Source organism: Streptomyces sp. NPDC054794, from assembly GCF_053611585.1.
Window position 1 is genome coordinate 1 of sequence record NZ_JBSHAQ010000075.1, and the last position, 23,477, is coordinate 23,477.

Below are 23,477 nucleotides of genomic sequence, written 5' to 3' on the forward strand. Positions count from 1 at the left end.
CTGGAGACCGCCGGCCGGGTGGCCGTCGAGCTCGCCCCACGCCCGGACCTGTACGCCGGGGTCAGCCGCTGACGCTCGCGGCGCCCGTCTCCAGGTGGCCGGTGAACCGGCGCGACCAGGTCGCGTCGGAGTCGACGGTCACCGTGAAGTCGTACCAACCGTTCGTGTAGGCGACCGCATTGAAGTAGTCCTCCGTGGCGGCGCCCGGGGCGACGGTGTAGGTCCAGGGGCCGTCGCCGCGGTAGTGGTTGGAGGTGATGGTGAACTTCACGGACGACGCGCCCGAGTTGGCCATCTTGAAGTAGATCGCCAGCTTGCCCGTGCCGGGCTCCACGGCGTAACGGGTGCTCACCTCGGCCGTCTTGCCCGCCTTGGTGGCGTCGCCCTGGAAGCGGCGCAGGAACCGGTTGGGGCCGACCATGCTCAGGTCGTACTTGCCGGAGCCGTAGCCGAGGCCGATGTTGAAGTAGTCGGAGGCGGTGCCGCCCGGATCGACGGTGTACTGCCAGGGCGTGGAGTCGCGGTAGGCGTTCGGGTGGATGGAGAAGTGCGCCGCCCGGGCCGCCGGAGCGCCCTGGTTGGTCATGGTGAACCAGGCGAGGATCTTGCCGGCGGACCCGAACTCCAGCCGGTCCAGGTGGCCGCCCGGCTGGTAGGGCAGCGCACGGGCCGGGCGGGTGCCGGGCTCCTGGGCGGGCAGGGCGTTGTTCGTCGGCACCGGGTTGGGCAGCGGGCCGCAGGTGTCGATGCCGATGACGCTCGTCGCGGGCAGGGACACCGCGCCGTGGACCGGGTGGGCGAAGTCGAAGACGCCCGTCAGGTCGCCGCTGACCTTGCGCCGCCAGTCGCTGATGTTGGCGCACCTCGCGGGCTTGCCGAGGGCCGCGGTCCAGGTCTCCAGGAAGCGCAGCACCGAGGTGTGCTCGAAGACCTCGGAGGAGACCCAGCCGCCGCGCGTCCAGGGCGAGACGACGATCATCGGGACCCGGAAGCCGAAGCCGAACGGCGTGCCGTTCAGGAACTCGCCGGCGGTGCCGGCGGGCGGGGCCGGCGGCGGGACGTGGTCGAAGAAGCCGTCGTTCTCGTCGTAGTTGAGGAACAGCACCGTCGAGTCGAAGACGTCCGGGTCGGCGGCGAGGGCCTGATAGACGAGGTCGACGAAGTGGGCGCCGTCGCCGGGCGGGGCGTACGGGTGCTCGGAGAAGGCCTGGTTGGGGACCACCCAGGAGACCTGCGGGAGCGTGCCCGCGAGGACGTCCGCCTTGATGGCTGCGGCGATGTCGTCGGGGGTCGAGCCGGTCGCCCTCGGGACGGAGGACATGCCCCGGTCGTAGAGGGGGTCGCCCGGCTTGGCGTCGGCGAAGTTCTTGAAGTAGGCGCAGGCGTTGTCGCCGTAGTTGTCGGCCGCGTTCTGGTAGACCTTCCAGCTCACTCCGGCGGCCTGCAGGGCCTCGGCGTAGTTCTGCCAGGTCAGTCCGGACTCGTCGCCGCCGTCGTAGCTGGAGGAGTCGACCTTGCCGCTCCACAGATAGGTGCGGTTGGGGCCGGTCGCGCTGAGGGTGGAGCAGAAGTAGGCGTCGCAGATGGTGTAGTTGTCGGCGAGCGCATAGTGGAAGGGGATGTCGGAGCGGTCCAGGTAGCCCAGCGAACGGACGTTGCCGACGCCCAGGACCCAGTTGTCGAGACGGCCCTTGTTCCAGGCCGAGTGCTGTGAGGACCAGGAGTGCGGGAGGTCGCCGTTGCACTGGGCGAGAGTCTCGCCGTCCTTGCCGCCCGCGGGCGGTGTCGCGCTGAGCTTCCAGGGGTACTGACGGCTCAGCCAGTTCGGCTGGTTGAAGACCGAGTAGCCGCCGCTGAGCGTGATCCCGCTGCGGTCGTCGAAACCGCGCACGCCCTTCAGGCGCCCGAAGTAGTGGTCGAAGCTGCGGTTCTCCTGCATGAGGATCACCACGTGCCTGACGTCCTGGATGGTGCCGGTCGCCGCGCTCTGGGCAGCGGCCGCCGTCCGCGCGCCGGCGCCCACCGCCACGCCCGCCGCCACGGAAGCGCCGAGTCCCACGAAGCCTCTTCGGCTGATCGGTGTCATTCGCCCCGTCCTCGTCACCGGTGTGCCCCTGTGGCACACCGCGCGCCAGGGTGCACGGGGTGATCGTCAAGGTCCATACCCGTGCGGTGAGACGAAGGTGAACAGAATTCAAAACCGCCGGCGGGCGCCGGCCCGGCGTCACACCCCGCCGAAGAGAGCGCTCAGCCCGCGCTCGACGACCGCGCCCACGTCCTCCTCCCCGGCCGGCACCACGGCATAGCTGCGCAACAGGAAGCGGCGCAGCACCACGGTGTCGAACTGGAGCAGGGCGAGGGCGTACGGCGAGTGGAACTCCAGGACCGTGCGCGTCCGGCCGCACGGCCAGATCTGCACGTCCCCGTGCCCGGCCGGCATGCTCAGCCCCTCGTCGAGGAGGGAGCGCGCGAACGTCCATGTGACGCAGTCGCCGTCGAGGGTCGCGTCGGGAGGGAAGTCGAAGTACACGGCCAACGGATCGTCAGAGGTGTAGCGGAGCGTGACGGGCACGGGGACCTCACGGTCCTCGGTGGTGACCAGGTGGGCGCGGGCCGGCTGCGCGAAGCTGATGTCCATGTCTTTAGGAGTCCGCACCGGCGCCTCACATGACGCGAAAATCGGACAGACTTGGTGCGACACGCGCCATGCCGGGCCGGGGCCGCCGACGGCATAGAACAAAAGCACATCGAACACTCGCTTGAGCGCGACACCGAAAGCCCGCCCGATCGGTCAAGTCGCGTACGCGGTCTACGACTTGTGACACCACCGCGCGTACGCCAATGAGCCCGCCCGACCACTCCGCGAAGACTCTGGCATATGCCAGAAGCACCACCGGATCGTGTGTTGCCAAATCCCTTACAGGGCGTCGCGGGCTGTGCAACAGTCGTAACGGTCCCTCCCGTTCTCCTTGGCCGTATCGTCCCCGCATCGGAGTGCGTCATGCCGTCCCCCATCTCTGCGGACCGCCCAGCCCAGCCGCCCGGGCGCGGCTCGGTCGAGGCGTTGATATCGCAGGCGCGGCGGCTCAAGGGTGACGTGGACGCCGTACGGCGCGACGCGCGGAGCGACGACTCGGACCCCCGGGAACGCTGGCAGCGCGCGCTGTGCGACCTGGCGCTGCTTCAACTGAACGACCTCGACGAGCACTTGGCGCAGCTGCGCGACGGCCCCCCGCCGGTCGCGCCCGCCCCGGCACCGCCGGCGGGCGGGACCGCCCCCGGCGGCCCGCCGAGCGGCTCGCTGCTCAGCCGGGTCGGCAGCGCCGAGTGGAACCTGCTGACGGACGAGGCCAGCTGGTCCGGGGAGCTCTACCAGATCCTCGGACTCGACCCGGCCGCGCCCCCGCTCACGCTCGACGAACTGCCGGCCCTGATCCTCGACGCGGACCGGCCGCGGCTGACGGCGATGGTGACGGACTGTCTGGTCGACGCCAAGCCGATCGACGGGGAGTTCCGCATCCTGCGGACCGACGGGCTGGTGCGGACCGTGCACATGATGGGCGAGCCCGTGCTCGACGCCGACGGCGGCACCACCTCGATGTGGGCCGTGCTGCGCGACGTCACCGAACTGCGCCACCGCCGGCGGACGGTGCACGAGACCCGTGACTCCCTGCAGCGTCACCGACAGCATGTGCAGACGGAGCGCCGGCTCGCGGTCGAGCTCCAGGAAGCCGTGCTGCCCCCCTGGCGCGGCTCCCTGCGGCTCCCGCGCCGCGGACCGCAGACCCTCGACCTCGCGGCCCACTACCTGCCGGCCGCCACGACCACACTGATCGGCGGCGACTGGTACGACGCCCTCGAACTGTCCGACGGCGACACGCTGCTGAGCGTCGGCGACCTCACCGGCCACGGTGTCAGCGTCACCTCGGGCATGGCGATGCTGCTCGGCGCCGTACGCGGCATGGCCATGGCCGGCAGTGGGCCCGGCCAACTACTGGCCTGGCTCAACCAGTTACTCGACGCCACCGTGCAACCGGCCCTGGGCAGCGCCCTGTGCTGCCGCTACCGGCCAAAGACCCGCACCCTGACCTGGGCACAAGCGGGACACCCCGCCCCGCTGCTGTTCCGCGGCGGGACGGGGCGCGTGCTCACCTCACCGGACGGCGTCCTGCTCGGCGCGACCTCCGCCGCCGCCTACGGGCAGGCCGAAGTGACCCTCGAACCGGGCGACCTGCTCCTGCTGCACACCGACGGACTGGTGCCCGGGCAGGGCGGGACGGCGGCCGTGGACCGGCTCCTCGACCTGGCCGCGCGGTTCGGCACGGCGCGCACCGCACAGGACTGCGTGCGGACGGTCGTGGAGGAGTTCGGCGAGCGGGAACGCGAGGACAACGCCTGCGTGCTCGTCGCCCAGGTGACTGCCTGAGAAGCCCAGGTGACGGCCTGAGAAGGTGAAGACAAAGGTGACGGTGTCGGGGAATCGACAGCGTCACAGGCCCCCTATGCCTGTGCGCTGTTGACGCCCCCGCCCTTGCTGATCTTGGGCAGGGCGAGCCTGATCTCCTCCCGCAGCTCGTTGATCTTCGGGTAGCTGGAGTATTCGGCGGTGAGCCGGTACATCTGACGCAGCCGGTCCCAGGTGCGGTGGGAGGAGTTCGATCCCATCGACACCAGGGCGAGGCGGGCGTACCGGTCCGCCTGTTCGGGGTCGTCCGCGATGAAGCAGGCGGACGCCATGGACAGGAAGTCGAAGATCTTCGACCGCTGCCGGCCGTCGATCCGCAGGGCCAGGGCCTTCTCCGCGTAGTGCTGTGCGTGCGCGGCCGCGCCCGGCTCGTACTCGGCCAGCGTGCGGTAGGCGAGGGCCTGCATGCCGTACAGGTCCTCCTCCTTGAAGGTCTGCATCCAACTCGGCGGCGGCACGTCGCCCTTGTCGGAGACGAAGAGGTCCTCCGCCTGTCCGAGGGTGCGGCGCATCGCCTGGCCCTTGCCCATCGACGCCTGCGCCCAGGCCTCGATGGTGTAGAGCATCGCCCGGGTGCGCGGCAGCACCTCGTCGCCCGAACCGGACCTGGCGAGCTTCATGAGATCGAGTGCGTCGTCGGGCCGGCCGAGGTGCACCATCTGGCGAGCCGCTCTGGAGAGCGCCTCCCCGGCGCGCGGCCGGTCGCCGCCCTCACGGGCCGCGTGGGCGGCGATGACGAAGTACTTCTGGGCCGTGGGTTCCAGGCCGACGTCGTGCGACATCCAGCCCGCGAGGACGGCGAGGTTGGCGGCGACGCCCCACAGGCGCCGCTGGAGATGGTCGGGATGACGGTAGGCGAGCATGCCGCCCACCTCGTTGAGCTGGCCCACCACCGCCTTGCGCTGCAGCCCGCCACCGCGGGCCGCGTCCCAGGCTCGGAACACCTCGACCGAGCGCTCCAGCTCCTCGATCTCCTGCGATCCGATGGGGGCGGCCTCGTAGCGGTCGAACCCAGCGGAGTCGGCGTGCAGGGGGTCGTCGAGGACAGGGGCGTCGGCCCTGAGGGTGGGGTCGGAGTGCAGCCAGTCGTACATGGCGTTGCTGAGTGCGGATCCCGCGGCGAGCGCGGCACCCGCGCCCACCAAGCCGCGTCGGTTGAGCATGAGGTCCATTCCCGTGAATTCGGTGAGGACCGCGGCGGTACGTTCGGGCGCCCACGGCACACCGTCGGGAGGTTCCGCATTCCCGCCGCCCTGCCGTTTCCCCGTACGCCCGTGTCGTACCAGACCTAGATCCTCGATGGTCACGACACGGCCGAGACGCTCGGTGAACAGAGCCGCCAGCACCCGCGGCACCGGATCGCGCGGGATCTCTCCCGTGTCGATCCACCGCCGCACCCGCGAGGTGTCGGTCGACAGCTGGGGGTGACCCATGGCCGTCGCCTGCTTGTTGACCAGCCTCGCGAGTTCGCCCTTGGACCAGCCGGCCAGGCCGAACAGGTCGGCGAGCCGGGTGTTGGGTTGTCCGCTCACATCAAGCCCCCAGGTTCTCGGCTGAGTTGACAGTAGCCCGCCGAGAGTTGCCGGGCGACTATTCGCCACGGTTCGCCAGGGTGCGCCAGATGGTGTGCCAGTGGACATCGGGTGTCAGGTAGGAACGCGCCACCCCGACCCGGTCGCCCTTGATGTGACGGGTGCATTCCCCAGGGTGCACCCGGGCGTCCGGGCCGGGAGGGCGCCTGGTTGTACAGGCAGGCACTGCAGGCACACGAAGGGATCTGTTTCGCCCATGTACGCAGCATCGTCCTCCGTGTCCGCCCCGCCCCGGTCGCTGCGCCCCCGCCCGGCGGGCAGCGGACCCTATCTCGACCCCGCGCGTCCGGGGCCCCCCGTACTGGGTGCGGGCCGGCCGCGGCGTGCCGCGGGGCTCGGCACCCAACCGCTCAGCGGGAGACTCGACTTGTCCGGTCCCCAGGGCGCGCAGCTGCGCACGGCGATCGCCGCGGTGCACCGGATCTGCCCGGAGTTCGCTCCGGTGCAGGTACTGCGCCGCAGCGGGCGCTCCGTGCTCCTGGTCGGGACGACCGGGCGCAGCACGGCCGTCGCGAAATGTCTGCTGGACCACTCGCCCGCGTGGGCCGAGCGGTACCGGCACGAGATAGCCGCATATCGGTCGTTCGTCCGGCACCGCCCGCCGGTGCGGGCACCGCGGCTGATCGCGGCGGACCCGGACAACTGCACCCTGGTGGTCGAGCGCATGCCGGGCCGGGTGGCGGCGTTCCAGCGCCACCCCGTGGAGGCCCCGCCGCGCGCGGACATCCGGGCGGCGCTCGGCGCGATCTGCCGGCTGAACGCCTGGCGGCCTCCGGCGGGCACCTTCGACGCCCCGCTGGACTACGCGGCCCGTATCTCCCGGTACCACGATCTGGGCCTGCTCACCGACCGGGACATGGGCGACCTGCAGAAGCTGCTGCACGGTATCGCCCATGCCGCGGGACGCCAGGGGATGGGCCAGTTCTGCCACGGCGACGCCCTGCTCTCGAACATCCTCCTCTCACCGGCCGGTCCAGTGCTGGTGGACTGGGAGCACGCGGGCTGGTACCTGCCGGGCTACGACCTGGCCACGCTGTGGACGGTCCTCGGGGACGCGCCGGTGGCACGGCGGCAGATCAGCCAGATCGCGCAGTCGGCGGGCCCGGCCTCACGGGATGCCTTCCTGGTGAACCTGATGCTCGTCCTCACCCGGGAGATCCGTACGTACGAGACGGCCGTGCAGCGCTCGATGCACGACGCGACCCCGGCGGCATCGGGAGTGGCCCACCCGAGTGCTGCGCCGTCCGGCGAGGAACAGCGGCTGCTGCTCAGGCGGCTGCACGACGACTGCCAGCTGGCCCGCAGGGCCGTGCGCGCGGCGGTCGGCACTCGCTGACGGGGACGTCGGTCCGCGGTGCGCCCGAGCGGCGTGCCGCGGACCTCGCGTGTGCGCGGGCCCCTCGGCGGCCGCCCACCGAGGGACGCCACCCAGTCGATGAACGCCGTTCATTGGTGTACGCCATTGACGCCCCGCAGGCCCGCGCGTCGCCCTGGCGAAACTCGCCGAACCCCTTTGTGACATGGGAAATCGCCTGTGCCCGGGCATCATTGACGGATCGTCGGCAAGCCGGTACCACTGACCCAGCTCGGCGCCGCACGCCCCGCCACGCCCGCCCGTCACAGGAGGCCGCATTGCGAGGATCCGCCACCGACCCCACGTCGACGCCAGGCAGCAGACGGACCCGGAGGGCGGCCGGTGCCGTGGCCGGCGCGGTCCTGATCCTGCCGCTGCTGGGCGCCGCCCCCTCCCCCACCGCCGACGAGTCCTCCGCGGGCACCCTGCAACGGGCGTTCGCCTCCGCCGCGGCCGAGTACCACGTGCCGCAGAGCGTCCTGCTGGCCGTCTCCTACCTCCAGTCCCGTTGGGACACGCACGCCGGGGCGCCCAGCGTGACCGGCGGCTACGGCCCGATGCACCTCACGGACGCGCGCACCGCGCTGGCCACGACCGAGCACCTCGCCGAGGGCACCGAGGACGCCCGCGGCGACAGCGCCCGCGCGGCCCGGCACCCCGACGTCCGGGTGCCGGCGAACTCCGCGCTCCCGGCCCGCCTCAGGACCCTGCCGAGAGCGGCCGAGCTGTCCGGGATGCCGGCCGAGCGGCTGCGTACCGACCCCGGGGCCAATGTGGCCGGCGGGGCCGCCCTGCTCGCCGCCGCCCAGAAGGACCTGGGCGAGCCGCTCAGCTCCGATCCGGCCGACTGGTACGGCGCGGTGGCCCGCTTCTCCGGCGCGGACGACACGGCGACCGCGTCGGCGTACGCCGACGACGTGTACGACGTGCTGCGCACCGGTGAGGAGCGCACCACGGACACGGGGCAGCGGGTCGCACTGCCCGGCCGGCCCCACCTGAGCGCGAACACCGCGCAGCTGCGGCGCACGGGCCTGCGCACGGTGCCCGCCGGCGACACCGAGTGCCCCAAGAAGGTGTCCTGCCAGTGGATCCCGGCCCCGTACGCGGAGTTCGGGGACAACGACTACGGCAACCACGACCTCGGCGACCGGCCGGCGTCGCAGAGCATCAAGTACATCGTCGTCCACGACACGGAGGGCACCTGGGACGGCGTCCTGAAGCTGGTGCAGGACCCGACCTATGTGTCGTGGAACTACACGATCCGCTCCACCGACGGTCTGATCGCCCAGCACGTCAAGGCGAAGGACGTGGCCTGGCACGCGGGCAACTGGTACATCAACGCGAAGTCGGTCGGCATCGAGCACGAGGGGTTCCTGGCCTCGCCGGACGCCTGGTACACGGAGGCGATGTACCGGTCGTCGGCGCGGCTGGTGAAGTACCTCGCCAAGGAGTACGGCGTCCCGCTGGACCGGCAGCACATCCTCGGCCACGACAACGTGCCGGGCCCGACCACGTCGACGATCCCCGGCATGCACACCGACCCGGGCCCCTACTGGGACTGGCGGCACTACTTCGAGCTGCTGGGCCACCCCTTCAAGCGCACCGCGGGCAAGAAGGGCGGGCTGGTGACGATCCGGCCCAACTACGCGGCGAACCAGCCGGAGTACACCGGCTGCACCGCCAAGGGCGAGCCCTGCGCGGCGCACGGCTCCAGCGAGGTGCGGCTGTACTCCGACCACGACGAGAACTCCGCCCTGATCAAGGACATCGGCCTGGGCACCGCCCCGACCACCGGGGTGAACGACCTGTCCTCGCGGGTCTCCACCGGGCAGCAGTTCGCGGTCGCGGACCGCTGGGGCGACTGGACGGCCATCTGGTACCTGGGCCAGAAGGCCTGGTTCCTCAACCCGAAGCACGAGCCGACCGCGGTCAACGCGTCCGGACGGGTGATCACGCCCAAGGAGGGCCTGGCCGGCATTCCGGTGTACGGGCGCGCCTACCCGGAGAAGACGGCCTATCCCGCCGGGGTGCCGGCCCAGTCGGTGGTACCGCTGCCGTACACCGCCTTGGCGGGCCAGAGGTACGTGGTCGGTGACGAGGTGCCGGGCGAGTACTACTACGCGGTCACCTTCACCACCGACTCGCATCGGGTCGTGGCCGGCACGGACCTGTACTACGAGATCCAGTACGGCCACCGGGTGGCGTTCGTGCGCGCGGCGGACGTCGATGTGGAGCCGTCGGACCGATAGCCGCGGCGGGGATCAGCCCTGCTGGAAAAGCTCCGCCGGGAGCGGCTTCAGCAGGGCGTACAGGTCGTCCGTGATGGGGCGGTCCCAGGCCGCGATGGTGACCAGGACGCCGTCGCTGCGGTCGAACTGGACGCAGGCGATCCGGCTCTCGGAGAGCTTCAGGCGCCGCACGATCAGGAGGTTGTCACCCTGCAGGACCGGCATGTCCTCGGTCTCGGTGACGGTCACCTCCTCGTCGTTCTCCAGGGCCAGCAGCAGCTGGGCCACCTCGAAGGGAACCTCGCCCTCGGTGACCTCGCGGGCCGGGGAGCCCTCCGGCAGATTGCCGATGATCATGGCGGGGCCGCGGCCGCCGAACAGGTCGTAGCGCAGGAAGACGCCCTGGCAGGTGCCGTCGGGGGCGGGCAGCAGCCCCGCGCCCAGATTGCCGGGCCAGTCGCCCGGGTCCATGGCCAGTACGTCGAAGTCTGGCCCGGCGGGGGTGGCGCTGCGGCGGCGGAGGAACGACATGCCGCCATGGTACGTGTCCGGGCGTAATCGGCGACGTGTGGGCGACGTCCGGGCGGGCGCCGGCCACCGCCGTCCGCCGTGTCGCTAGTCCGGCAGGTCCGGCTGGTCCGGCGCTCTCTCCCCCAGCGCCGCCGCCAGTCCCGAGGGGTCGGTGCCCAGCTTGCGGTACACGGCCGACAGGAGGTGGACGACGGTCTGCTCGTCGGTGTGGAGTTCCGCGGCGGTCTCCGCCTCGGTGCGGCCGTGGGCGGTGAGGGCGGCGGCCATGCGTTCGCGGGTGGTGAGCGTGTCGGTCCCGGCCTCGTGCAGCCGGCGCGGGCGCAGTCCGGCGGCGGCGAGTTCGGCGCGGGCCGTGTCGACCAGACCGTCGGCGCCGCACTGGAGGGCCGTGTCGAGGCCCCGGTAGAGGTGGTCGCCGGCCTCCTTGGGGCGGCCGGCCCGGCGCAGCTCGGTGCCCAGGGCGACCAGTGCGCAGGCGAGCTCGTAGGCGGCCGGGGAGCGCTCCAGGTGGGCGACGGACTCTTCGAGGTACTTGACGCGGGCGGAGCCGGAGGAGACCTCCGCGGCCGCGCGCAGGGCCTGTCCGATCGTGGACGGGGCGCCGAACTGGCGGGCGCGGCCCACCGCTTCGAGGGCCGTGGCCAGGGCCCGCTCGGGGGCCTCGTGGCTCTCGGCGCGGGCGAGGTGGATCTGCCAGGGGCACCAGGCGGGGTTGCGGATGCCCCGTGCGTCGAGGCGGCGCCCGACGGCGGAGAGCTGGGCGGCCGCCTCCTCGGTGAGGCCGCGGGCGAGGAGCAGCTCGCCGTACACCGTCTGGGCGTCGGGGAAGACGACGGCGGCCGGGAAGGGCTCCCCGAAGCAGAAGTCGTCGGCGGTCCGTGTCGCCTCCGCGAGCCGGCCCCTCGCCAGCAGGACCTCGATCAGGATGCCGACGGCGTACCAGTGGGCGGGGGTGCCGGGCCCGACCCGTTCGGCGAGCCTGAGGCCCGCGCGGACGAAGTCCTCGGCCTCGGCGAGCCGCCCGCGCCGGTAGCGGACGTAGGCGAGGAGGGTGTACGCGAAGGAGAGGTGGGCGCCGCGCCAGCCCTGTTTCTCGTAGTCGGCGATGCCGGCGGCGAACAGTTCCTCGGTGCGGCCGGGCCGGTCGGCGTACATGAAGGCGAGGGAGACCAGGACGGGCACCTCGAAGCCGCGGTCGGGCTCCGCCCAACGCAGGCCGCCGGCGAGGGCGCGCTCGGCGTGGTGCAGGCCGACCGGGGCCGGCTCGCCGCGCTGGATCGCGTCCCAGGTGCGCAGCCCGATGATGTAGCGCTCGGTGAGGTCGCGGCCCTTGAGGCGGTCGGCGAGCCGGCCGAGGCGGCGGGAGCGGGAGGGGTGGTCGGGTTCGTCGGCGCGGAAGGCGTCCCACATGAACTGCTCGGCGACCATGCGCAGTCTGACCCGTGCGTCCCCGGTGAGGCGGATCTCGTGGGCGAGGGTGTCGGAGGCCTCGGCGAGCCGGTCGCTGTGGGCGAGGACCTGGGAGAGCCGGTAGACGATGTGGTGGCGCAGCTCGGGGTCGGCGATGGGCTCTTCGAGGGCGGCGCGCAGGTGGTTGACGGTGGTGGCGGGTTCCGTGAGCAGGGAGGCGCAGCCCAGTTCGTACAGGACGGCGGCCCGGTCCTTGGGGGCCGGGGGTTCGCGCAGGGCGCGGGCCAGGCAGTCGCGGGCCGTGTCGGGGGCGCCGGCCCGCAGGGTCTCTCCGGCGGCGGCGCGCAGTTGCTGCACGACCCAGGCGTCGCCCTCGGGGTGGGTCTCCAGGAGGTGGCGGGCCGCGGCGGAGGGGCCCTGCCCGTCGTCGATCACGCACCAGGCGGCCTGGCCGTGCAGGGCGACGCGGACGCCGGGCGGGATGGCGCGGTAGACGGCGGTGGCGATGAGCGGGTGGATGAATTCCAGGGTGCCCTCGGCGGTCACCGCGCCGGTGAGGATGCGGGCGTCGCGCAGTGCGTCGGCGGCGTCGGCGGCCTCCTCGGGGCCGAGTCCGGCGACGGCGGCGGCGAGCCGCTGCTGGATCTCCGTGCCGAGGACGGCGCAGGCCCAGGCGAAGCGGACGGTGGAGGTGCCGAGGCGTTCGAGCCGGGCGATCAGACCGCTGCCCTTGACGGCGGCGGCGAGGTCGCGGAGCAGGCGGGCGCCGGCCTCGTTGGGGGTCAGGCCGCGGTCGCGCACCTTGGCGGTCAGCTCGACGGTCTCGAAGGGGTTGCCGGCGGTGACGGCCCAGCACTCGCGGCAGAACGCGTCGTCGGCGTGGGTGCCGAGGGACTCCCGGACCAGGCGGGCGACGGCTGAGGCGCTGAGGGGTTCCAGGCCGAGGGGGCGTCCGCCCGCGCGTCCGGGCAGTCCGCGCAACGACTCGGCATGGTCGGGGAGTTCGTCCGGCCGGTAGGCGACGACGAGCAGCAGCGGGAGTTCCTCGGCGCGGGGCGCGAACGCGGCGAGCCAGTGCAGGGATTCGGGGTCGGCCCAGTGGGCGTCGTCGAGGACGAGGACCATCGGGGCGCGGCGCACGGCGAGATGGGTGAGGACCCAGTCGAGGCCGTCGCGCAGGCCCTGTTGGTCGGGCGGGGCGCCCTCGGTGGGGGCGCACAGCCCGAGGGCGGGGCCGACGATGTCGTACCAACTGCCCAGCGCGGAGCGCAGTTCGGTCTCCGGTACGCCGACCAGCTGCGGCTGCAGGAGCTGGCGGGCGACGTGGAAGGCGACGCGCTGTTCCTGGTCGCCGCCGCGGGCGGACAGCACGGTGCAGCCCAGGGCGCTGGCGCGGCGGCGGACTTCGGCCAGCAGGGTCGTCTTGCCGATCCCGGCGCGCCCGGCGAACGCGAGCAGCCCGCCGCCCGGCGGGCCACCGGCTTCGGCGCCGTCCGCGCGCAGGCCGGTGAGCTCGCCCAACACCTCGTCCACGGTCGCGAGTTCGCCCTCGCGCTCGAAGAGGGTCTTACGGCTCCGTACGATCCGCTGTCCCATCACGCACCCCCCGCCACGGTGCCGTGCCCGCACGGGGAGCAGGCGCGTACCGTGACCGTCAGGCACCTCAGCGTACGCCTCCCGGAGCCCGTGCGGGGCGGCGAGGTCCGGGTTGCACCGGTCCGGGGGACACCTCGGCGTCGGCACGTCCGCTCCGGTGTCCGGCCCCTGGTGTTCGGGGTGTTCGGCGGCGTCGGTCTCAGTCCCCCGAGGGGGCCGGCGGGACCACGGCGACGGGGCTCGCCGCGTGCAGCAGGACGGCCTGGGTGACGGAGCCCATCATGCGGGCGGGCGCGAGGAGGCGCCGGCGGTGGCGGCCGACGACGACCAGTTCGGCGTCCCGGGAGGCGGCGACGAGGTTGCCGGCCGCGTCGCCGGGCAAGGCGTGGGCCTCGCAGCGAACGTCGGGGTGCCGGGCACGGTGGGGATCGAGGAAGCCCTCGGCGAGGGCCCGGGTCTCGGTCTCGACGGCGTTCTGGTCGATGGGCGGCGGGATCACCTCGGCGGGCGCGGCCAGGCCGGTCACCGGCCAGCGGTAGGCGGCGATCACCTGGAGGCGGGCGCCGCGCAGGGCGGCCTCGGCGGCGGCGAAGGCGAGGGTGGCCTCGTCGGGGCTGTCCACGTCGACGCCGACGACGACCCGGGGTCCGGGCTCGCCCGGTGCCTCGCCGTGTACCTCTCGGCCGGGCCGGGGCACCACGACGACGGGGCAGGCGGCGTCGCGCGCGGCGGCCAGGCCGCTGGAGCCGAGCAGCAGGCTGGCGAAGCCGCCGCGCCCCCGGGAGCCCAGCACCAACAGCTGGGCTTCGGCGCCCTGTTCGGGCAGGACGGCGCTCGGCGCCCCCGCCAGGGCGGCGTAGCCGACGGTCACCCGCTCGGTGCGGCCCTCCAGATGGGCGCGCACCTGTTCGCGCACGGGGTCGTCCTTCGGTTCGGCCGGCCCGGCGACCAGGATGTCGGGCTCCGCCCAGGCGGCGTACGGCCGTACGTTCACCACGCGCAGCGGGGCCCCGCGCCGGCGGGCGGCGTCGAGGGCCCAGTTCAGGGCGCGCAGGCTGTCGTCCAAGCCGTCGACCGCGGCGACGACCGGCCATGTGCTCATGGTCCCTCACCTCCGGAACACGACCTTGCCTCTGCTGGGGCCAGCCTCGCTCAGGCACCGGCCCCAGGAGGCCCTGCTCGTCGCGTGTCCGTGAATCAGGGAGGAACACCCACCGGTTCGGCTCGCCGGCGCGGCCTTGGCGCCGGGGGCTCAGGTCAGGTCGAACTCCCCTTCCCGCGCCCCGGACACGAACGCACCCCACTCCGGGGGTGTGAAGATCAGGGCGGGGCTCTGTGGGCTGCCGCTGTTGCGCATCGCGATGAATCCCTCGACAAAGGCGATCTGGACATCCCCCAGGCCGCGGCTGCTGGACTGCCAGTCGGCGTTGCTGAGGTCCAGCTCCGGCTTGTCCCAGCCCACGAGCGGCTTCTGCTGGGTGGTGCTCTCGGCCACGTCCGTGCTCCTCCCGATTCGTCGTCCGCGGCCAGCCTAGCGATCGGTCCCGACGGCCGACAGGCCACGTCGGGAGGACCTTTCAGGAGTCGGGCGGTGCGGCGCCCACGAGCCACATGGAGAAGAACTGCGAGCCGCCGCCGTAGGCGTGCCCGAGGACCTTCCGGGCCCGCTCCACCTGGTGCTCTCCGGCGAGCCCGCGCGCCTGGAGCGCGGCCTCCGCGAAGCGGATCATGCCGGAGGCGCCGATGGGGTTGGTGGACAGCACCCCGCCCGACATGTTGACGGGCAGGTCGCCGTCGAGCTCGGTCACCCCGGACTCGGTGAGCTTCCAGCCCTCGCCCTCCTCGGCGAAGCCGAGGTTCTCCAGCCACATCGGCTCGTACCAGGAGAACGGCACGTACATCTCGACGGCGTCGATGTCCCGGCGCGGGTCGGCGATGCCGGCCTGCCGGTAGACGTCGGCGGCGCAGTCCTTGCCGGCCTGCGGCGACACGAAGTCCTTCCCGGCGAACAGGGTGGGCTCGCTGCGCATGGCGCCGCCCAGCATCCAGGCGGGGCGCCGCGGCGCGCGGGCCGCTCCGGCGCGGTCGGTGAGGACCATCGCGCAGGCGCCGTCGGAGGACGGGCAGGTCTCCGAGTAGCGGATGGGGTCCCAGAGCATCGGGGAGGCCTGGACCTTCTGCAGGGTGATGTCGTGCTCGTGGAGGTGCGCGTAGGGGTTCTTCAGGGCGTTGCGCCGGTCCTTGTAGGCGACCAGTGAGCCGACCGTGTCGGGGGCGCCGCTGCGCCGCATGTAGGCGCGCACGTGCGGGGCGAAGAAGCCGCCGGCGCCCGCGAGCAGCGGTTGTTGGAAGGGGATGGGCAGGGACAGGCCCCACATGGCGTTGGACTCGGACTGTTTTTCGAAGGCGAGGGTGAGGACCGTGCCGTGGACGCGAGCCGCTACGAGGTTGGCCGCGACCAGCGCCGTGGACCCGCCGACCGAGCCCGCCGTGTGCACCCTCAGCATGGGTTTGCCGACCGCGCCGAGGGCGTCGGCGAGGTAGAGCTCGGGCATCATGACGCCCTCGAAGAAGTCGGGCGCCTTGCCGATGACGACGGCGTCGATGTCGGCCCAGGTCAGCTCGGCGTCCGCCAGTGCCCGTGCGGCCGCCTCCCGGACGAGCCCGGCGATCGACACGTCCCGGCGGGCCGCGACGTGCTTGGTCTGGCCGATTCCCACGACGGCCACGGGTTCCTTGCTCATCGCGGATCCCCTTCGAGTACGGCGACCAGGTTCTGTTGCAGGCACGGGCCGGAGGTGGCGTGGGCGAGCGCCCGGTCGGCCTCGCCGCGGTGGATGCGGGCGGCGGCCTCGCCGATCCGGATCAGCCCCGCGGCCATGATCGGGTTGGCGGCGAGGGCGCCGCCGGAAGGGTTGACGCGCACGTCGTCGCCGAGCCGGAGCGCCTTGCGCAGGACGACCTCCTGCGAGCTGAACGGCGCGTGCAACTCGGCGGTGTCGACCGGCCGTTCGAAGGCACCGGCCCGTTCGGCGGCGAGCCGGGCGGAGGGCGAGTCGGTCAGGTCGCGCACGCCGAGGCCGTGCGCCTCGATGCGGTGGTCGATGCCCCGGATCCAGGCGGGCCGAGCGCACAGCTCACGGACCCGGTCCCCGGCGGCGAGGACGACGGCGGCGGCGCCGTCGCCGATGGGCGGGCAGTCGCCGGTGCGCAGGGGCCGTACGAGATAGTCGCCCTGGGGCACCGGACCGCGCAGCTGGGCATGGGAGTTGGCGGACGCGTCCGCACGGCTGCGGGCGGCCACCGCGGCGAGAGCGGGCTCGTCGGTGTCGCCCCCGTCCATGAGGGCCCGGGCCTGCAGGGCGGCCAGGGCGACGGAGTCCGGCCACAGCGGCGCCACATAGTACGGGTCGAGCTGCCGGGTCAGGACGTCGCGCACGGAGCCGGGCGAGGACTTGCCGTACGCGTAGACGAGCGCGGTGTCCGCGTCCCCGGTGAGCAGCTTGGTCCACGCCTCGTACAGCGCCCACGCGCCGTCCATCTCCACGTGCGACTCGGAGATCGGCGGCCAGGCGCCGACGCCGTCGAGGGCGAGGGTGAAGGAGAAGGCCCGGCCGGCGAGGTAGTCGCTGGAGCCGGAGCAGGTGAAGCCGATGTCGGCGGTCCGCAGGCCGGTCTGCCCGAGGACGTCGTGCAGCACCGGCATGAGCATCTCCACCTCGGAGAGCTCGTCGGTGGTGCGCCGGTGGTCGGTCTGGGCGAAGGCGACGACGGCGATCTCGCGGGGCGCCGGTGCTTCTTCCCGGGTCACAGCAGCTCCTTGTACGTCTCGTAGTCCGCGTCGGGCTCACCGCAAGGCCGGTAGTGGTCGGGGTAGCGGGCCCCGTCGGTCCACACCGGTTCGACGCGCAGGCCCATGCGCACCTGGTCGTAGGGGATGCCGCCGATGCGGCCGTGCAGCGCGAGGCCGGCGCCGTCGAGGGCGATGTGCGCGTAGACGTACGGCACCTCGATGTCCAGGTTCTTCGCCTTGATGTTGACGATGCAGAAGGTGGTGACCGTGCCGCGGGGACCCACCTCGACCTGTTCCGATGTGGCGACACCACATGTGGGGCACGCACCCCTCGGCGGGACGTACACCTTCCGGCAGGACGGGCAGCGCTCGCCGACCGTGCGCCGGCCGGAGAGGGCGTTGATGTAGGCGGTCTGGGCACGGCCGGGCGAGTAGGTGTAGTCGAGCCGGGCCGGGGCGACGATCCCGCTGATCGCGTCCTCGAACTCGCCGCTGTGGCGGGCGGCCGCGGCTGCCCCACCCGCGTGCTCCCCCATGTTCACGCCCGCGTCCTCGCCCGCGTTCTCGCCCTCGTACGGTTCGAAGCAGGCGATGTCCGTGATGGCGCCGGAGCGTTGCTCGGCCCAGCGGACGCGCACGCGCATACCGGTGCGCACCGTATCGGGGCCCGGGGCGTCCAGGGCGTGCAGCAGGGCGGTGTCGGCGCCGTCGAGCCGGACCAGGACCCAGGCGAAGGGGCTGGTCAGGGGCTGGCCGCGGCGGGGTTCGTGGTTCCAGGCCCAGGTGGTGACGGTGCCGGTGGGGGCGACCTCGACGAGGTCGCGGAGCTCCTCGGCGGTGACCGGGTCGTACTCGACGGGCGGGACGAGCGTACGGCCGTCGCCGGTGCGCACCCCGAGGACGACGCGCTCGCGCAGCCCGGTCAGGAAGGCGCTCTGGACGGGGCCGACGGAGCGGGTGAAGGGGAACTCGACGACCAGCGGGGCCTTGAGGACTTCGGGCATCGCGGCTCTCTCCTTGTGCGGGTCAGGCGCGCTTGTAGACGGGGGGCCGCTTCTCCGCGAAGGCACGGGCCCCCTCCTTGGCGTCCGCGGTGTCGAACACCGGCCAGCCGCGCCCCAGTTCGGCCGCGAGGCCGTCGGTCTCGGTCAGCTCGGCGGTCTCGTACACCGACGCCTTGACGGCCTCGACGGCCAGCGGGCCGCAGGCGTTGATCTGCTCGGCGATCTCCAGGGCCTTGGCCACCGCCTCGCCGTCGGGGACGACATGGCCGATCAGCCCGATGTCGGCGGCCTCGCGGGCGCTGTACGGCCGACCGGTCAGCAGCATCTCCAGGGCGTGGGTGCGCGGAATCTGGCGTTGCAGCCGGACGGTGGAACCGCCGATCGGGAACAGACCGCGCCGCACCTCGAACAGTCCGAAGGTCGCGGACTCGCCCGCGACCCGGATGTCGGTGCCCTGCAGGATCTCGGTGCCGCCCGCGACGCAGTACCCCTCGACGGCGGCGATCACCGGTTTGCGGGGGCGGTGGTGGCGCAGCATCGCCTTCCAGTGCAGGTCGGGATCGGCCTTGAGCCGGTCGCGGTGGTGTTCGCCCGCCATCCCGTCGCCCGCCAGCGCCTTGAGGTCCATCCCGGCGCAGAAGGCTCCGCCGGCGCCGGTGAGCACGACCGAGCGGACCGTGTCGTCCTCGTCGGCCTCGATCCAGCCGTCGTAGAGGCCCACGAGCATCGGCAGCGAGAGCGCGTTCTTGGCTTCGGGCCTGTTGAGCGTGAGTACGAGTGTGGCGCCCTCGCGCCGCACGGTGAGGTGTTCCGTCCCACCCATGACCGTCTCCCCTCTGACAGAACGAGAACAGGTTGCAGTAGGCGGGGGAGCACTTCAAGGGTTTTCTGACAGACAGTCAGATTTCTTCGCGCGGACTCTTCACAGTTGGCGTCCCCTTTGCTCTGATGACCGGCGAACCGTCGGATACCAGGCACGCCCGGGGTCAGGAGGAGCGGTGGAGTACAACCTTGCCGACCTGTTCGAGTCGGTCGTCGACGCGGTCCCGGACCGCGAGGCGCTCGTGTACCTCGACCACCCCGGCACGGGCGCGGAGCGCCGGCTGACGTACGCGGAGCTCGACGCGGCCGCGAACCGCATCGGCCACCATCTGGTCGACAGCGGGATCCGGCCCGGCGAGCACCTCGGGCTCCACCTCTACAACGGGGTCGAGTACCTGCAGACCGTGCTCGGCTGCCTGAAGGCGCGGGTCGTGCCCGTCAACGTCAACTACCGCTATGTCGAAGAGGAGTTGGTGTACCTCTACCGGGACGCCGACCTGGCGGCCCTGGTCTTCGACGCGGAGTTCACGGACCGGGTGGCCGCGGCGCTGCCGCGTACGGAGAAGCTGCGGCACCTGGTGCGGGTGGGGACCGCCCGGTCCGGGGCGGCGGAGCCGGCCGCCGTGGACTTCGCGGCCGCCGAGGCGGCGGGGGCGCCGGGGCGGGGCTTTCCGGCACGGTCGGCGGACGACCAGTTCATCATCTACACCGGCGGTACGACCGGGATGCCCAAGGGCGTGATGTGGCGCCAGGAGGACCTGTTCTTCGCGGGTCTGGGGGGCGGGGCGCCGACCGGGGAGCCCGTGCAGAAGCCGGAGGAGCTGGCCGAGCGGGTCGCGGCCGGCGGCTCGGGGATCACCTTCTTCCCCACTCCCCCGCTGATGCACGGCACGTCCACCCTGACCGCGTTCATCGCCTTCAACTTCGGGCAACGCGTCGTGCTCCACCGCAAGTTCGTGCCCGAGGAGGTGCTGCGGACGATCGAGAGGGAGAAGGTCACCAGCGTGTCGCTGGTGGGCGACGCGATGCTGCGGCCGCTGATCGACGCGCTGAACGGGCCGCTGAAGGGCACGGACTGCTCCTCGATGTTCAGCGTGTCCTCGTCGGGCGCGATCATGTCGGAGACCGTGCGCAGGCAGTTCCGGGAGCTGGTCCCGAACGCCCTGCTGCTCAACAACTTCGGCTCCTCCGAGTCCGGGTTCAACGGCACGGCGACGGACGACTCCGGTCCCGAGCGCGGCTTCCGGATCCGCGTCAACTTCCGTACCCGGGTGGTGGACCCGGCCACCCACGAGCCGGTCGCCGTGGGCGAGATCGGCCGGGTCGCCCAGTGCGGCAACGTGCCGCTCGGCTACTACAACGACCCGAAGAAGACCGCGGAGACCTTCTTCGAGAGGGACGGCAGGCGCTGGGTGCTGCTCGGCGACATGGCGACCGTCGACGAGGAGGGCGTCGTCACCGTCCTGGGGCGCGGTTCGCAGTGCATCAACACCGGGGGCGAGAAGGTCTACCCGGAGGAGGTCGAGCAGGCGCTGAAGTCCCATCCGGACGTGTACGACGCACTGGTGGCCGGGGTCCCGGACGCGAAGTGGGGCAACCACGTCGCGGCGGTCGTCCAACTGCGCGCGGGCGCGGACCGGCTCTCCCTCACCGACATCCAGAACCACTGCCGCGCGCATCTGGCCGGGTACAAGATTCCCCGTCAGCTCGTGCTCACCGAGACCGTCCAGCGGTCGCCGAGCGGCAAGGCTGACTACCGGTGGGCGCGGGACGTGGCCCTGGCGGCGGACCGGTAGGTGGATCGGCCGCGCGTGAGGGAGCTCGGCGTACTCTGTGCGCACGTCCGGCCCTTTGTTGAACAAGCAGTGACATGGGGCCGTACGGGGGATGACGGTCCTGGCCCTCCGAGCCCGGCCCGCCCCGCCAGCACCGGGCCACGCACGGAAGGACCTTCGGGTGTCGCACCTCCCCCCTCCGCACCGACCACCGCGCACCGGGCCGGACTCGGCCACGGCCACGGCCACGGCCACGGCCACGGCCACGGCCACCGAGGAGGGCGACACCGGGGACCGCGATGTCGACGAAGGCTCCCCGGAAGTCCGCCCGGAGGGCCCCGTCCCCGGTCGGCCCGGGCTGTTCGGGTGGCGGCGCAGGTACCCGTGGGTCGGGCGGGGGGTGAGTGTGGGGACCAGCGTTCTGGCCGGTCTCCTCGTGCTCGGCGCGCTGTTGCTGCCGAACCAGCTCGAACGGATCACTTTCACCGCCTTCCTGCGCATCCCGGCCGAAGGCATCCTGCTCGCGGGCCTGTTGCTCGCGCTGCCGGCCCGGGCGAGACGCGTCACGGCGGTCGTCGCGGGCCTGTTGCTGGGGACGCTGACCCTCGTCAAGGCCCTCGACATGGGCTTCTACTCGGTGCTGGTCCGCCCCTTCGACCTGGTCCTCGACTGGGTCCTGCTCGACGACGCGGCCGCGTGGGTGCGGGAGTCGTTCGGCCGGAGCGGCGAGGTGCTCGCCGTCGCCGCGGCGCTGCTCCTCGTCGTCGTCGTGCTCGTCCTGACGACGCTGGCGACGGTGCGGCTGACGAACCTGATGGTCCGCCACCGCCCGGTGGCCGCCCGCACCACGCTGATCCTCGGCACCGCGTGGATCACCTGCGTCACGCTCGGCGTGCAGTTCGGCGACATCCCGGTCGCCTCCAAGATCGACGCCGAACTCGTCGACAACCGGATCCAGCAGGTGCAGGCGGGACTGCGGGACGCCGACGTCTTCCGCGGACAGGCCGCGGTCGACGCCTTCGCGAACACGCCGCCGGACCGGTTGCTGACCGGCCTGCGCGGCAAGGACGTGCTGTTCACGTTCATCGAGAGCTACGGCCGTACCGCCATCGAGGACCCGGCGATGGCACCGCGCGTCGACGCGGTCCTCAAGGAGGGCACCGCCGACCTGAAGGCGGCCGGGTTCGCCGCGCGCAGCGGCTGGCTCCGGTCCCCCGTGACCGGCGCCGGCAGCTGGCTGGCCCACTCCACGTTCCTGTCCGGCCTGTGGATCAAGAACCAGCAGCGCTACCGCAACCTCACCTCCAGCGACCGCATGACCCTGACCCGCTACTTCCGCAAGACCGGTGCCTGGAGCACGGTCGGCATCGTGCCCGGGGTGCGCCGCGCCTGGCCGGAGGGCAGGTTCTTCGGCCTCGACCACATCTACGACTCCGAGCACCTCGGCTACCACGGCCCGTACTTCAGCTGGACGCCCGTGCCCGACCAGTTCAGCCTGGAGGCCTTCCAGCGGCTGGAGTTCGGCAGGAAGGACCGGGGCCCGATGATGGCGGAGATCATCCTGGCCTCCAGCCACAACCCCTGGGCCCCCGTCGCCCACATGATCGACTGGAACGACCTCGGCGACGGCTCGGTCTTCGAACGGATCAAGAAGGAGGGCAAGGACCCCAAGGAGGTCTGGAAGAACCCGGAGAGCGTCCGTGCCGAGTACCGGGGCGCCATCGAGTACTCGCTGCGCAGCCTCACCGGGTTCCTGCGCCGCTACGGCGACGACGACACCGTCCTGGTCTTCCTCGGCGACCACCAGCCGGTGCCGACCGTCACCGCGGGCAGCACCAGCCGCGAGGTGCCGGTCACGATCGTCGCCCGCGATCCGAAGATCCTCGACCGGATCTCCGACTGGGGCTGGACGGAGGGTCTCAAGCCCGCCCACGACGCGCCCATCTGGCCGATGAACCGGTTCCGCGACCGCTTCATGACGGCGTACGGCCCCAGCGGCGGCTGAGCCGCCCGCCTCACCGGTCCAGGAAGGCGACGACCCGGCGTACGAACCACTCCGGGTCGTCCAGCCACGGGAAGTGGCCGGCACCGGGCTGGACCGTGAACTCGGCGGCCGGGAAGGCGTCGGCGGCGCGGCGGGCGAGGTCGGGGCTGGGGCCGCCGTCGAGTTCGCCCGCGTGCACCAGGACCGGGGCGGTCAGCGCCTTGAGCGCGGCACGGGTCGCGTCCGGGTCGAAGGCGCCGTCGGCGAAATAGACGCCTTCCGCCTCCTCGTTGGTCTGCTCCTCGGTGGCCGCGTCATGCGCCTCGGCGGCGGCGTCCCACCGGCCGTAGAAGAAGGGGACGAACGCCGGGTCGAAGTCGCCCTCCCCCGCCAGCCAGGCCTCCAGGGCCGAGAACCCCTGCGCGAACCAGGGCTCGTGCGCGCGCAGTCGCGCCGCGGCCAGCCGGTCCTCGGCGGTGGCCCGCAGACCGAGGGCCGACGGGTTGGCGGTGATCAGCGCGAGCCGCCGCACGCGCCGCGGATACCGCGCCGCGTACAGCGTCCCCAGGCAGCCGCCCGCCGAGTGCGCGAGCAGATCCATGTGCTCCAGCCCCATGTGAGCTCGCAATGCCTCCACGTCGTCGACCATGTGGTCGCAGCGGTACGTCGCCGGATCGGCCGGTATCGCGGAGTCACCGGTGCCCCGCAGGTCGAGCAGGACCAGCCGGCGATGGGCGGTCAGGCCGCCGAGGTCGCCGAGGTAGACGGAGGCCCGCATCGCTCCTCCGGGCAGGACGACGAGGGGCTCACCCTCGCCGCGGACGTGGTAGGCGAGCTCGGTCCCGTCGGGCGCGGTGAACGTAGGCATGCCGCCGATCATGGGCGCCCGCCGCACCCGACCGCAACTCCGATTCCCCGGGACG

At 72.5% G+C, this 23,477-nt stretch carries 17 protein-coding genes; 5 read left to right on the plus strand and 12 right to left on the minus strand.

The features are described 5' to 3' along the window. Positions 1–61 precede the first annotated feature (61 nt). Together ACWGKT_RS43940 and ACWGKT_RS43945 are read right to left on the minus strand one after the other, a co-directional pair. Positions 62–2,086, minus strand: coding sequence for a phosphocholine-specific phospholipase C (locus tag ACWGKT_RS43940; protein ID WP_453278111.1), 2,025 nt, complete (start codon positions 2,084–2,086; stop codon positions 62–64). Positions 2,087–2,224: 138 nt separating this feature from the next. Next, positions 2,225–2,638, minus strand: a complete 414-nt coding sequence (locus tag ACWGKT_RS43945; RefSeq protein ID WP_356153200.1) for an SsgA family sporulation/cell division regulator — start codon at positions 2,636–2,638, stop codon at positions 2,225–2,227. Between the two features lie 363 nt (positions 2,639–3,001). On the opposite strand from ACWGKT_RS43945, the gene ACWGKT_RS43950 reads away from it, so the two are divergent. Continuing rightward, positions 3,002–4,426 (plus strand): PP2C family protein-serine/threonine phosphatase, encoded by a 1,425-nt coding sequence (locus tag ACWGKT_RS43950; RefSeq protein ID WP_453278112.1) that lies wholly within the window; start codon positions 3,002–3,004, stop codon positions 4,424–4,426. A gap of 74 nt (positions 4,427–4,500) precedes the next feature. On the opposite strand, the gene ACWGKT_RS43955 is transcribed toward ACWGKT_RS43950, so the two are convergent. After that, positions 4,501–5,997 (minus strand): DNA-binding protein NsdB, encoded by a 1,497-nt coding sequence (locus ACWGKT_RS43955; protein WP_453278113.1) that lies wholly within the window; start codon positions 5,995–5,997, stop codon positions 4,501–4,503. Positions 5,998–6,253: 256 nt separating this feature from the next. On the opposite strand from ACWGKT_RS43955, the gene ACWGKT_RS43960 reads away from it, so the two are divergent. Both ACWGKT_RS43960 and ACWGKT_RS43965 read left to right on the plus strand, forming a co-directional pair. Beyond that, a complete protein-coding gene (locus ACWGKT_RS43960; RefSeq protein WP_356153207.1) occupies positions 6,254–7,393 on the plus strand; it encodes an aminoglycoside phosphotransferase family protein in 1,140 nt (379 codons plus the stop codon). A 296-nt stretch (positions 7,394–7,689) separates the two neighbouring features. Then, a complete protein-coding gene (locus ACWGKT_RS43965) occupies positions 7,690–9,660 on the plus strand; it encodes an N-acetylmuramoyl-L-alanine amidase (RefSeq protein WP_453278114.1) in 1,971 nt (656 codons plus the stop codon). Between the two features lie 12 nt (positions 9,661–9,672). On the opposite strand, the gene ACWGKT_RS43970 is transcribed toward ACWGKT_RS43965, so the two are convergent. The 8 genes from ACWGKT_RS43970 to ACWGKT_RS44005 all read right to left on the minus strand — a co-directional run bounded on the left by ACWGKT_RS43970 (position 9,673) and on the right by ACWGKT_RS44005 (position 18,796). Further along, a complete protein-coding gene (locus ACWGKT_RS43970) occupies positions 9,673–10,170 on the minus strand; it encodes a hypothetical protein (RefSeq protein ID WP_235455350.1) in 498 nt (165 codons plus the stop codon). Between the two features lie 84 nt (positions 10,171–10,254). Continuing rightward, positions 10,255–13,176: an ATP-binding protein gene (locus tag ACWGKT_RS43975; RefSeq protein WP_453278115.1), complete on the minus strand. Its 2,922-nt coding sequence runs from the start codon at positions 13,174–13,176 to the stop codon at positions 10,255–10,257. A 199-nt stretch (positions 13,177–13,375) separates the two neighbouring features. Further along, positions 13,376–14,278 carry a universal stress protein gene (locus ACWGKT_RS43980; RefSeq protein ID WP_453278116.1) on the minus strand — a complete coding sequence of 301 codons (903 nt, stop codon included), beginning with the start codon at positions 14,276–14,278 and terminating at the stop codon, positions 13,376–13,378. 150 nt (positions 14,279–14,428) lie between these two features. Continuing rightward, the gene (locus ACWGKT_RS43985) at positions 14,429–14,671 is read right to left on the minus strand and encodes a DUF397 domain-containing protein (protein WP_235455347.1); all 243 of its coding nucleotides are present in this window, start codon (positions 14,669–14,671) and stop codon (positions 14,429–14,431) included. A gap of 82 nt (positions 14,672–14,753) precedes the next feature. Continuing rightward, on the minus strand, positions 14,754–15,920 hold the full coding sequence (locus ACWGKT_RS43990; protein ID WP_453278117.1) for a thiolase domain-containing protein: 1,167 nt from the start codon (positions 15,918–15,920) through the stop codon (positions 14,754–14,756). After that, the gene (locus ACWGKT_RS43995; RefSeq protein WP_453278118.1) at positions 15,917–16,987 is read right to left on the minus strand and encodes a thiolase domain-containing protein; all 1,071 of its coding nucleotides are present in this window, start codon (positions 16,985–16,987) and stop codon (positions 15,917–15,919) included. The genes ACWGKT_RS43990 and ACWGKT_RS43995 overlap by 4 nt, the downstream gene beginning before the upstream one ends. Next, positions 16,984–17,973 carry a Zn-ribbon domain-containing OB-fold protein gene (locus ACWGKT_RS44000; RefSeq protein ID WP_453278119.1) on the minus strand — a complete coding sequence of 330 codons (990 nt, stop codon included), beginning with the start codon at positions 17,971–17,973 and terminating at the stop codon, positions 16,984–16,986. Before ACWGKT_RS44000 ends, ACWGKT_RS43995 begins: the two co-directional genes overlap by 4 nt. 22 nt (positions 17,974–17,995) lie before the next feature. Then, positions 17,996–18,796, minus strand: coding sequence for a crotonase/enoyl-CoA hydratase family protein (locus tag ACWGKT_RS44005; protein WP_453278120.1), 801 nt, complete (start codon positions 18,794–18,796; stop codon positions 17,996–17,998). A 175-nt stretch (positions 18,797–18,971) separates the two neighbouring features. On the opposite strand from ACWGKT_RS44005, the gene ACWGKT_RS44010 reads away from it, so the two are divergent. Then, a complete protein-coding gene (locus ACWGKT_RS44010; RefSeq protein ID WP_453278121.1) occupies positions 18,972–20,591 on the plus strand; it encodes an acyl-CoA synthetase in 1,620 nt (539 codons plus the stop codon). A gap of 160 nt (positions 20,592–20,751) precedes the next feature. Further along, positions 20,752–22,575 (plus strand): sulfatase, encoded by a 1,824-nt coding sequence (locus tag ACWGKT_RS44015; RefSeq protein ID WP_453278122.1) that lies wholly within the window; start codon positions 20,752–20,754, stop codon positions 22,573–22,575. A gap of 10 nt (positions 22,576–22,585) precedes the next feature. Here the strand turns inward: ACWGKT_RS44015 and ACWGKT_RS44020 are convergent, their stop codons facing one another. Beyond that, complete coding sequence (locus ACWGKT_RS44020) at positions 22,586–23,422, minus strand: alpha/beta fold hydrolase (RefSeq protein WP_356148447.1); 837 nt, start codon at positions 23,420–23,422, stop codon at positions 22,586–22,588. Positions 23,423–23,477: the final 55 nt, after the last annotated feature.